General features: G+C 61.5%; 5 protein-coding genes. All 5 read left to right on the plus strand.

Annotated elements, in window-relative coordinates; all coding sequences use genetic code 11:
• Positions 1–26: 26 nt before the first annotated feature.
• The 5 genes from cobG (at position 27) to P3G59_RS03125 (ending at position 11,804) form a co-directional block, all read left to right on the plus strand.
• Complete coding sequence (gene cobG, locus P3G59_RS03105; RefSeq protein WP_277760421.1) at positions 27–1,322, plus strand: precorrin-3B synthase; 1,296 nt, start codon at positions 27–29, stop codon at positions 1,320–1,322.
• Positions 1,315–1,941: a precorrin-8X methylmutase gene (locus tag P3G59_RS03110; RefSeq protein ID WP_115985456.1), complete on the plus strand. Its 627-nt coding sequence runs from the start codon at positions 1,315–1,317 to the stop codon at positions 1,939–1,941. The genes cobG and P3G59_RS03110 overlap by 8 nt, the downstream gene beginning before the upstream one ends.
• A complete protein-coding gene (locus tag P3G59_RS03115; RefSeq protein WP_277762107.1) occupies positions 1,941–2,672 on the plus strand; it encodes a precorrin-2 C(20)-methyltransferase in 732 nt (243 codons plus the stop codon). The genes P3G59_RS03110 and P3G59_RS03115 overlap by 1 nt, the downstream gene beginning before the upstream one ends.
• On the plus strand, positions 2,672–4,360 hold the full coding sequence (cobJ, locus tag P3G59_RS03120; RefSeq protein WP_277760422.1) for a precorrin-3B C(17)-methyltransferase: 1,689 nt from the start codon (positions 2,672–2,674) through the stop codon (positions 4,358–4,360). The genes P3G59_RS03115 and cobJ overlap by 1 nt, the downstream gene beginning before the upstream one ends.
• A 307-nt stretch (positions 4,361–4,667) precedes the next feature.
• A complete protein-coding gene (locus P3G59_RS03125) occupies positions 4,668–11,804 on the plus strand; it encodes a TcdA/TcdB pore-forming domain-containing protein (RefSeq protein ID WP_277760423.1) in 7,137 nt (2,378 codons plus the stop codon).
• The last annotated feature ends 18 nt before the right edge of the window (positions 11,805–11,822 follow it).

Genomic DNA, 11,822 nt, shown 5'->3' on the forward strand with positions numbered 1-11,822 from the left:
CGGTCAGCCCCTTGAACGAACGCCCTATGTCCACCGCCTTACGCCCCTCGGCCTGCCCGGGGTTGCTGCGTATCGTCCAGGCACTGGACGGTGGCATCTGCCGGATCAAGCTCAATGGCGGCTCGATCAGCGCCGATCAGGCCGACGCGGTGGCCGAAGCTGCCGAACAGTTTGGCGGGGCTATCGAAGCGACCAACCGCGCCAATCTGCAAATCCGTGGGATCGGCGAGCAATCTGCGGCACTGATCGAGCGCTTGCTCGCCGCCGGTCTTGGCCCGCGCACGGCAGCCGCTGACGATGTGCGCAACCTGATGCTCAGCCCCGCCGCCGGGATCGATCGGCAGATGCTTTTCGACACGCGCGGCCTCGCCGCGCAGATCCTCGACACCTTGCAAAGCCATCCTCGGTTCCACGAGTTGAGCGCCAAGTTCGCCGTGCAACTCGATGGCGGTGAAGCGCTGGCGATGCTCGAACATCCCCATGACCTGTGGTTGTCGGCGTTCGCGCGTGACGGTGAAACCTGGCTGGCGTTCGGCCTGGCCGGATGCCCGACGGATCAGGTGATAGGCGCGGTGGCGCTGGAGAATGGCCATGCGCTGGTGGTTGCAGTGCTGGAATTGTTTCTTGAGTCGGCGCGTCCCGAGCACACGCGCATGCGTCATTTGCTCGACGAATTGCCGCTGTCGGCATTTCTCGAACAACTGCGCGCGCGTTTGCCGATCAAGCCGATCAGCGATTGGCAGCGCAGCGCCGTGGCGGACGATCTGCACATCGGCGTTCATCGGCAAAATACCGCGGATCTGGTGTACATCGGTGCGGTGCCGGCGCTGGGTCGTCTCGATCCGGCAATGCTGCGCGGGGCTGCGCAACTGTCCCGCCAGTTCGGCAACGGCAGCCTGCGCTTCACCCCTTGGCAAAGCCTGCTGGTGCCGGACGTCAAAGCGAGCGCTGCGGCTCAGGTGCTGGAAGGTCTCGAGCGACTGAACCTGTTTACCCGCGCTGCCGAACCCCTCTCGCGCCTGATCGCCTGCACCGGTGCCAGTGGCTGCGGCAAAGGCCTGGCCGACACCAAGCAGGACGCCCGCCATCTGGCGACCTTGCTGCCCTCGGCCCTCAACGTTCACCTCAGCGGCTGCCCGCGCTCCTGCGCTGCCGCCCACTGTGCCCCGGTGACGTTGCTGGCCGTCAATCCCGGTCATTACGACCTCTATTTTCGCGATGCGACGCTGCCGGGTTTCGGCGCGCTGCACGCACGCAACCTTACTATTGAAGCGGCCGCGACCCTGCTCGCCGCCCGCTCTCGGAGCCCCCTTGATGCTTGATTACATCCGCGACGGTCAGGAGATTTATCGCAACTCCTTCGCGATCATTCGCAGCGAGGCCAATCTGGCGCGCATCCCGGCCGATCTGGAAAAACTCGCGGTGCGGGTGATCCACGCCTGCGGCATGGTCGAAGCCGTCGACGGTCTGCAATTCTCCGAAGGGGCGGGCAAGGCCGGGCGCGATGCGCTGGCCGCTGGCGCGCCGATTCTTTGCGATGCGCGGATGGTCTCCGAAGGCGTAACCCGTGCGCGCCTGCCAGCCAACAACGAAGTGATCTGCACGTTGCGCGACGACAGCGTGCCGGAGTTGGCCCGTGAACTGGGCAACACCCGTTCCGCCGCCGCGCTGGAGCTGTGGCGTCCGCACCTGGAAGGCAGCGTGGTGGTGATCGGCAACGCACCGACCGCACTGTTCTATCTGCTGGAAATGCTCGACGCCGGCGCACCGAAACCGGCGCTGATTCTCGGCTTCCCGGTCGGTTTCGTCGGCGCTGCCGAATCGAAAGCCGCACTGGCCGCTGACAGCCGTGGCGTGCCGTTCGTCATCATGCAAGGCCGTCTCGGTGGCAGCGCGATGGCCGCCGCCGCCGTCAATGCCCTCGCCACGGAGATCGAATGATGCAGGCCAAAGGACGTTTGCTTGGCCTGGGCGTCGGCCCCGGTGATCCGGAACTGATTACCGTCAAAGCCTTGCGCCTGCTGCGCGAATCGCCGGTGGTGGCGTACTTCGTCGCCAAGGGCAAGAAAGGCAACGCCTTCGGCATCATCGAAGCGCACCTGCAAGAGGCGCAGAACCTGCTGCCGCTGGTGTACCCGGTGACCACCGAAGTACTGCCGGCCCCGCTGTCTTATGAACAGGTGATCAGCGACTTCTACGACGAAGCCGCCGAGACGGTGGCCGCGCATCTGGAGGCCGGTCGCGATGTGGCGGTGATCTGTGAAGGTGATCCGTTCTTTTACGGCTCCTACATGTACCTGCACGATCGCCTCGCCAGCCGCTATGAAGCACAAGTAGTGCCGGGCGTATGCTCGATGCTCGGCGGCGCTTCGGTGCTGGGTGCGCCGTTGGTGTATCGCAATCAGAGCCTGTCGGTGCTCTCCGGCGTGTTGCCCCATGAAGAGCTCAAGCGCCGTCTGGCCGATGCCGACGCGGCGGTGATCATGAAACTGGGGCGCAACTTTCCCAAAGTGCGTCAGGTGCTGGAAGAACTCGGGCTGGCCGAGCGCGCGCTGTATGTTGAACGCGCGACCATGGCCAATCAGAAAATCGTGCCGATGGATCAGGTCGAGCCGATGTCGTCGCCGTACTTCTCGCTGATCATTGTGCCGGGCGAACGGTGGCAAGGCTGATGACTCAATCCACTCCCGCCATCGTCATTCTCGGTCAGGGCAGCCTGGCCACCGCGCGGCGCATTCAGCAGGTGTATCCGGCGGCACAGATCCACGGCCTTACCGGGCGCGTCGAAGGCGCCGACCTGACGTATCAGGAATTCGGTGCGACCCTGCGCGCGTTGTATCAGCAGGACACACCGATCATTGCCCTGTGCGCGGCCGGCATCGTCATCCGCACGCTGGCGCCACTGTTGCTGGAAAAGGGCGCCGAACCGGCAGTGCTTGCCGTGGCCGAAGATGGCAGCGCCGTGGTGCCGCTGCTCGGCGGCCTTGGCGGGGTGAATGTCATGGCGCGCAAGATTGCTGCCGGGTTGCAGGTTGCCGCAGCAATCACCACCAGCGGCGAGTTACGCTTTGGTACGTGCCTGCTCAACCCGCCGAGTGGTTATGCGCTGGGCGATCTGGAACTGGGCAAGCGTTTTGTCTCCGATCTGTTGGCCGGCCACAGCGTGCGCATCGAAGGCGCGGCGCCGTGGCTAAATCAGGCGCAATTGCCGGAAGATCCACAGGCGCAGCGCTCGATCCATGTCGGCAGTGCCGCGCGTGCGGCAAGTGCCAACGAATTGCTGATCTATCCGCGCAGCGTCGCGGCAATGGTCAGCGCTGCAGTGACGGACCTGCCCAACACGCTTCGTGCGGCCTTGCACGAGGCGAACCTCGCGGTGCAGTCGCTGGCCTGTCTGGTGGCGATGGACACCGAGATGGCCTCTGCGCCGCTGCGTGAAGCGGCGTTGGAATTGGCGGTGCCGCTACGGTTTGTCGGCGCGACGAGTGACCTCCACGGTTTACCGGGTGTGTCGATCATTGAGGCGGCACACGGCGTCACCCTGGCGGTCGCCGAACAACCGCTGGACGTCGCGCTGATCGGTCGCCCGCGCGGACGTCTGGCGGTGATCGGCCTCGGCCCCGGCGCTGCCGAATTGATGGTGCCAGCGGTGAAGGCCGAACTGGCCCGCGCCACCGATGTGTTGGGTTACGAAACCTATGTGCGCATGGCCGGCCCGTTCCGTGACGATCAAGTGCAACACTGCACCGACAACCGCGAAGAAATGCAGCGCGCCCGTCACGCGTTCAGGCTGGCGGCCGAGGGCCGTTCGGTCATTGTCGTCTCGTCGGGTGACCCGGGCGTGTTCGCCATGGCGGCAGCGGTGCTCGAAGCGTTGCACGAGTCGGATGATCCGGCCTGGCACCGCGTCGATCTGGAAATCCTGCCAGGCGTCTCCGCCTCGCTGGCCACTGCCGCACAAGCCGGAGCCCCGTTGGGGCACGACTTCTGCGTGATGTCGCTGTCGGACAACCTCAAGCCGTGGTCGATCATCGAGAAACGTCTCGACCTGGCCGCCGAGGCCGATCTGGCGCTGGCGTTCTATAACCCCATTTCCCGTGCCCGTCCCTGGCAACTGGGGCGGGCGCTGGAAATTGTCGGGCAGCATCGCACCGCTGAGACGCCCGTGGTGCTGGGGCGCGATATCGGTCGCCCGGGCCAGACCCTGCGCACCACGACACTGGGTGCGCTGACCCCGGACCAGGTGGACATGCGCACCATGGTGCTGATCGGCTCGTCCACCACCTGCACCTTTGCCCGCGCCACGGGTGGTGAATGGGTTTATACGCCGCGTTGGTATGGCGATAAGCCGGTGTCTTGAGCCACTTCCACTGATCGTCGACTGGAAGTTGTAAGTAACTTCAAGTCGGCGAGACATCAGGAAAATACTATTCGCGAATAGACATCGAGAATAAAAACAAGGCCGCGACCCTTCAGGACTCGCGGCCTTGTTCGTTTAAAGATCAGCAAGTTGATGGCTGTAGTTGTTGCCGGATCATACGTTCAACCAGCTTGAATGTTGTTCGATATGTCGACTGACACTGCTTGAGTTTTTTCATGTTTGAGCAGGCCGTATTTTCACAATAGTTTCATCCGCAATTAGAACTGCTTATTAAAGGATGAACGCTATGAAAGTTAATACGGACACGTCCATGTTCCTGTCGGCTGAGGATTATGCCGCGCTGCAAATGGCGTTAAAAAAACATGGTGATTCCGCCGCGTACACGGCGTTGAACGGACACTATCAAGTTGCCAGTCGAACAAAAGATGTGGCGGAAAAACTGCTGTCGGTAAAACTCTTTCAGGAAACACTCGACTCGTTGTTGGAAGGCGGCACAACAGCCGTGTCGGCACCCATCAATCGCATTCAAAGCGGGTTGCAAGACTATGTGGCGAGGTTGTCAGCAACAGTGGACATGCTGACTGGCGTCGCCACGCCTGTGCCGAACATCATGCATTTTGTCTGGGTGGGCGGCAGTGAGGTCGGTGCCATCCAGCGTGATTACATGAATATCTGGCGCACAGTACTGGAACCCGAGGGGTATCGGTTCAACCTCTGGTACGACAGTGACGCGTTGCTGGCATTTGAAATGAATCGGGTGATTCTCGACAGCGTCAGGGCTGATGCGATGGCGTCTGGAGGCGCCGAAGTTGCGCGGCCCAGCGAGTTGGCGCAAATGATTGAAGACCGCGCGCGGGTGCTGAAACACCAGATGTTCGAGTATCTCGAACTTGCGCAGTGGCGCGGCAAGGCGGACGAAGCCCGGATCGACCTGATGGTCCGGGCTTACGGCAAGGATCGGGCGGCTCTGGAAGCCTTTCGCCAACGCTGCCTGGAAACCCACCAGGCAATGGTCGGACCTGACTTGCAGTTGCGTGATGCTCGTCAGGAGTTCGCCGGGCACTTTTTACAAGATGTCTATCAGCGTGAAGTTGCCATGCGCGGTAACTTTGCGGCGGCGAGTGATGTCGTTCGGTTGCAGGCCGAGTACCTGGAGGGCGGTCGTTACAGTGATATGGATTATTTGCCGCCGCTGGCCGAGAAGTTGGGTGGAGTGGATATCAGCGGTTTCGATGAAGATGAGCGAATCGCCACTCTGAAACTGATGCTCGATCACAACGAAGCGTTAATGCCGGGCCGTGATCCAACCCGTTACGCAATGATTGGCGAAGTACCTTCTCGGCATAAAGAAGCGCTGACTGCTTTTGCGCGAAGCAAACCCGCCGCACGAGAGATTTTCATTGCGCCGCCGCTAACGCGGGTACCGCAAGATGGCATTCGTCTGGGGACTGCGCTAAGCGATCCGCAAAGAGGTGAGATGAATGCTCACATGCTGGGTCATTCTGGCAGTGGCATGACCCGCTCGATCATGGAGGTCATCCGCTTCAATTACGACTGTCTCGCTGAAGTCGAACGCCGCATGGTTGCCGCAGGTGCTGATTGGGGAGAGAAGGATCGTCTCTGGTCGATCATTGATGATGTGCTGGGCGAGAAAACTGTGCAGGGCATTGCATTGGCTCACGCCGACGATCGATACATGGTGCTCCTGGATCTGGCGATTCGTCAGTATTACTCGGACGGTATTCGTCCTGAAGCGCGCGGCACGATTGTATTGACCGGACCGAGCGCAGCCAGCGCAGGGCTCGGTCAATACACCGATCGACATTTGCTGCTTGATCAATGGCCGGCCATTCGCAGTGAGCTCAAATTGACGGAGGGCTATAACGTCTTTACCGAAGAGGAGCAACTTAGCGGTTGGACGGTCAACGGCACTGAGGAAGACTGGTTCAACCGTGAGTTGGAGAAGTGGCAAGCCGGCAAACTCAAATCACGCTATGCCGGTGATCTGAATGACTTGCTCAAAGAACAGACCCTTACGTTCAAGAAAGGCTGGCCGGTGATCGAAGGCAAACCGGTGTTGTTGACCTCGGTATTGCAACAGTTGATGGATGATCTGGGGGAACCGTTTATCCGCGCCATGAAGGATAAGCTGAGTGGCGACATCACCTTCACCACGGCTTTTTCCATTGGCGTCGATAGCCGTGAGCAGATACGTGCGCAATCGGTCAGTGCGCTACCGCCGTCCGTTGGCGCCGAGTCCACCAGCAACCTCAATGAACTGTTCACTCGCGTGGCCCATGGCTCGCTCGGCGTTGAACACCTGAGTCCGTTGTTGCGCGTGATGCTCGGTGGCGTGTTCGGTGCCACGACTCTGGACACCGACGGATTCGCCGGGGTCTGGCAAAACGTGGCGAACATCGCTCGAGAAACCGCAGACAGTGGCGTGTTCACTCGTTACAACGCGATCGCAAGGGCTGTGCAGCAGCGGCATTCCGGCGCATTCAAAAGCGCGCTTGCGGGCCAGGCGGTCTCTGGTGCGCATTCGGCCCGCGAGCTCAAGGTGCTGGCGATGACCCAGGCCCTGACATTGAGCCAATGGGAGGAGCACATCGGGCATATCAACAGGACGGCGCAGCGGGAGTATCACAGGCAAATTCTCGAGCGCAGCGCACAGGTACGCGAGGTCTTCACCCAGGCCGGCGCAATCTCTGCCAGGCAATTGCCGCAGGATTTGCTGATGCGCACCCCGGGCGATCCGGGGCGCCATTGTTATCCGCTGGCGCTGCTGATGGGCGCCGCCGTGGTTGACAGTGAATCGGCGGAACGGGCGCTGATCGGGCATGTGGCGACGGCCAACCTGAACCCCGACGAGGTGGGCGCGCGGGCATTACTGACGGCGATGGATGAGCTGCGGGCAGTGCCCGCCAATGCCGTTGGACAGTATCGCGGCAGGCAAGACCTGGACACCGTCATGCAGAAACTGGAGGCAAAAACCGCCCCCGTCGTCTTGCTGCTCGACACCGGTAACCATGCCTTGCTGCTGGCCAAAGTTCGCGTGGGCAAGCAAGCGGTCTACCGTTTCTATGACCCGAACTTTGCGATCTATGCGTTTGCGGCGAGCACGCCAATGAAGGCGGGCATGCAGCGTTATTTGAGCGACGGCGACAACACCTTGGCCAGGCTGTACGGACTGGGTGATGTCGGCACAGCACAGTTCAACGTGACTGAGTTGAACACGGCCGTCATTGCCGAGCGGACGTTGTCGTCGGGTCTGAGGGTGGACAGCTTTTTGCGCAACACCTCGATGAGCGATCCTGGCGCCGGCTCGGCCTGGAACAGACAAGCTGTGGCCCGCACCCGTTCTCTCAGCGAAAACGCGCGCATGGGCGCCAGTCTGGCGCAGCTGGATGGCCGTTACTGGGCGCGCGAATTCGACCAGGCGACGCAGCAACTGCGCACCGGGCACGCTCTGCGCGGTGACTATCTGCCCTTGCTGGACACGCTGGAAAAGCAACCCAATGGCGATTATTCGCTGACGCTGGCGGATGCCCGCAATCCACAAGACACCCTCAAGGTGACCACGGCGGACCCGCGGTTCAGCAAGGTCAGGCAACACCTTCAGCGTCTGGTGCAGGCCGTGGCGGGCAAGGAGGCTGGCCGGGGTGAAGCCGACGGCGGCAGTCGTCTGAGTTTTGCCTTCGCGATCCAGACGTTGATCACTGAAATGCGTCATCGCGAGTATCAGGGCAAGGAAGGTCAGGTGCCGGCGCTGTCGATTGCGCTGCAAGTACAGGTCTACGTCAGCTATACGCAGTTAGGTTTTGGTGTGCTGAATGATGCGGCGCAGATCATCAACGTTGTACGTCAATTCGCCGCCAGTGAACGGACGCTGGCCTTGCGTCAGGCGTCATTGGCCGGCCGGGTGCTGGGCCGCGCTTCCACGGCAGTCGGATTCGGCTTTTCGGCGGCCAATATCGGCTTCGATATTTATGGGCTGGCAGTGGCGGAAAATCAGGAGCAGCGCTCGCGGCTGGCGACGCAACTGGTATTCGACGTGGCAGCGCTGGGGCTGGATATCGCTGCACTGGCCGTGGGCGGAACGGTGGGCGCAGCGGCCTCGATCCTCGCCGTGCCTTTGCTGGGTGTCGGCATCGGGGTGTCGGCCATTGCCAGCAATCTGGGGCAGATCAGCGACAAGGCCAAAGACGTCGGCGCCCATCTGCGCAAGGTGCAGGACGCTTACGGTTCAGGTGTCTACACCCGCAAGGACGGCGTGCTCAGCTTCAAGCCCGAAGCCGTCATCACCGAGCTGGATTTGCAAGGCAATCGGATCGGCTTCGACAGTCAGAAGTTTTTTCCCCTCAGGCCGCGCGGCGGGCTTGAGCTGCCGCAGTTTGACAATGACCCGAAGTTGTTGCACCTGGCGACCGATATCCGCGACGCGCTCGGGCTGCCGCAGGTTGTCAGTCTGATGCGGCCCGCGCCCGCTGACGTGCAGACGGTAGTGCTGCCCTGCACGCCGTTGTGTTACTACGGCTATGAGTATCAGGTGGGAACGGCCGGCTATGCCTATCAGCCACAGCCCGGAGAGTTGGAGAGGGAGCCGAGGCAGGCCAGTGAAACGGCTGGCCCGGGTCTGGTCAACATCTTCTCGCCATTCGGGGCGCTCATACATGAGTTCGCCGGGCCAGCCATGGAGACCTGGTATCCGAGCCTGCGCAACAGCACCGTGGAAAAGCTGGAGTTCGGCAAGGATGGCAAGCAGCGTTTCTACTTCTTCGCCAATTCGCCGTTCCCGCACATTCTCTACAAACTGTACCCGTTCAATAAGCCCACGCAGATCGTCGTGACACTCGACGAGCAGGTGCGCCAGTTACTGGTGCCAGCGTTGCCGAATGAATGGAAACAGTGCATTTCCTACGAGATCTTCACTCGTTCGCCCGGCACCCGCCAGCTCTGGCTGACGCCTGGCCTCGTTGCCGTTTCCCTGCACAATTACGCGGCGGCCCAGTGGATTCTTCATGCGTCCTGGGTCAGCGAAGCCAAGGTTCGGTTTGAAGAGACCTGCTTGAGTGTCGACGGGATTCGCATCGAAGGTCGGGTGGACTTTATCGAACTGGCCAAGGGTGAGTTGTTCAGGGTCGATCGGCAGACAGAACGGCTGATGCTGATGTCCGTCACTCTGGACGATTCGCGTGCGCAGGCCGGTACGTCGGGGATCAGTGTTTCGATCGGCGAGGAAACTTCGCCGGTCGCCGTGCTGGCGCGGATTCGAGCGCTGGCCGCAGAGAAACGCCTCGCGTCGGCCCATGTGCCACTGCACAGGTTTGCGCTGCCGTTGAATCCGGCGCCTCAAGCGGTTTTCGTCACGGCCTGGTACGACGTGGCGCAGGACCGATTGTTGTATGCGCGCAACCTGCCCGAGGCTGTGAATGACGGCCTCGTACTGGGCGCCGCCAGCGCTGAGCACGCCTGGTTCTATCACCCCGAGCATGCAACGGTCTGGCGGGTCGATGCGATCACCGGCACGGTTAACTATCGCTACCGGCTGATGAACCCTGCAACCGGCTCAAGAATCATTGGCTGTGAGCAAATTGCTGATCGCCTACGGGTCCGGCAAGCGATGCTTGAAGTCGAAAGCGGAGTCGAGGTGACGTTCGAGTATCAGCTGTTTAAAGGGACGGTAGCGCTCGACAGTATCAGCACCTCGGCCGCCTGGAGTGATTACACCCCCCGGCGTTCGGCGAATTATTGGCGGTCTCTGGTTGATCGCTTCAAAACGCCGCGTGCCTATGCTGACAAGACGCCGGGCATGGCGTCTAGCCTGGCCTCGTGGGGGCCGCATCAGTTTGTCCGGCTACGCAGTCATGTCCAGCAAACGCTGCGGGATCTGGGCTGGATTCGTCTCGCGGACCGCATGTTTTTCCAGCTGGATCACGCCAGTGGTTTGCAGCTGGATACGGTCATGCTGGTGTGGGATGACGGCCCGGGCGATCTGCCGCTGTTGTTCAGTAAACAGGCCAGATTGCTACTGCGCGGCGCAGCTGCGGGCGCTGCGCAAATCATCGCCAGCGATGTCATCGATGTCAGCCGGTTCGGTATGGGGTACATCGTGACCCGTGAAGACGGTCGGCTGTTCGAGATCGACAAGCAGGGCGTACTCAAGTTTGTTGGCATCGGCCCGCACTGGCTGCGGGTCAACCCTGATTGGCAGGGTGCATTGCCAGCGCTTGCGAAAAATTATCGTGATGCACCGTTCACGATGATCGGCCTGGTCGATGTTTCGGGCCGGCATGCCGTGGCAGCCTGGTGCATCGATGAGCAGGTGGTGCTGGCCGAAGGGGGCGAGCGCAAGGAACTCGCGTTGGTGGGCCTGACCCCGGACCGACAGGCCGTGTGGCTACTCGATGTCTTTGCAGGGCAACTGTTGCGCCAACCACTGATCAGAATCGACGCGTTGCGTCAGGCGTTCGGCAACGGCAACCGGCTGCTGTCCGACCAACGCCTGCCAGTTGCGCAAAAAGTCTGGTCGCAATGGGCGTTTGTCGAGGTCGTACCCCATGGGCAGGGGCTGCTGGGGCGCACCCGCGAAGGCGTGAATGTGCAACTGCTGGATCAGCAACCGGCGCGTATCGTCGGCGTCGAGAAACAATGGTTGCGCCGCCATGGCCAGACGCCCGGGCAGTTGCAGAGCCAGCTTAAAGCACTGCTGGACGGACAGGCTCATGTGCCGGTTCTGCAAGTCGAAAACACTGCGGATCACTACCGGTATTACGTGCCGCAGCGCGATCGCCTGTTCGATGTGCCTGGACGGGACGACGGGCAATGGCCGCTGTTCCTCGGCACGCGCGACGCGTCGGAGGCGCTGCTGTTCGACTCGATTGATGGCCTGATCTTCAGCACCGGCGCTGCCGGTCCTTTGCACAATCGCGCCAGCCATGCGCAACGCGAGGACGACATCCTGACGCTGGAGTCGAGGGCCGAGGTCACGGAAGTCATGGCATTGTTGCCTGACGGGGTCGACAAACTGATCCTTGCATTCGGCGCTCAGGCGTTGAGCTATCGGGTCTCGGATGAAGCCTGGCAGCGCCTGGACTGCATCGTGCTCGAAACTCGACGGCCGTTGGGCGCCGAGGCGCCGGGCATGGGCACGCTGGTGTTGGGCATGGTCGCTGCCGAACACTTGCTGATGTCGCTGGACGATGGGCATCTGGTTCTCACTGACCCGGACAATGCCCACAGTCTGATCGTGCGCAATGTCATACCCGAGGAGGGCGAGCCGGGCGCGCCAGTGCAGATCAGCGTCAACCTTTCTGGTGAGCTCTACACACTGCCCATCGAGCAGTGGCTTGAGGCGTTGTCGCAGGTCAGGGGCAGCCAAGGCGTTGCCACACTGCAAGCGGTGATAAACCAGAGTCTCTGACATATCAGGCCAAACTAA

Origin of the sequence: Pseudomonas sp. A34-9, assembly GCF_029543085.1 — a bacterium.
Taxonomy (GTDB): domain Bacteria; phylum Pseudomonadota; class Gammaproteobacteria; order Pseudomonadales; family Pseudomonadaceae; genus Aquipseudomonas.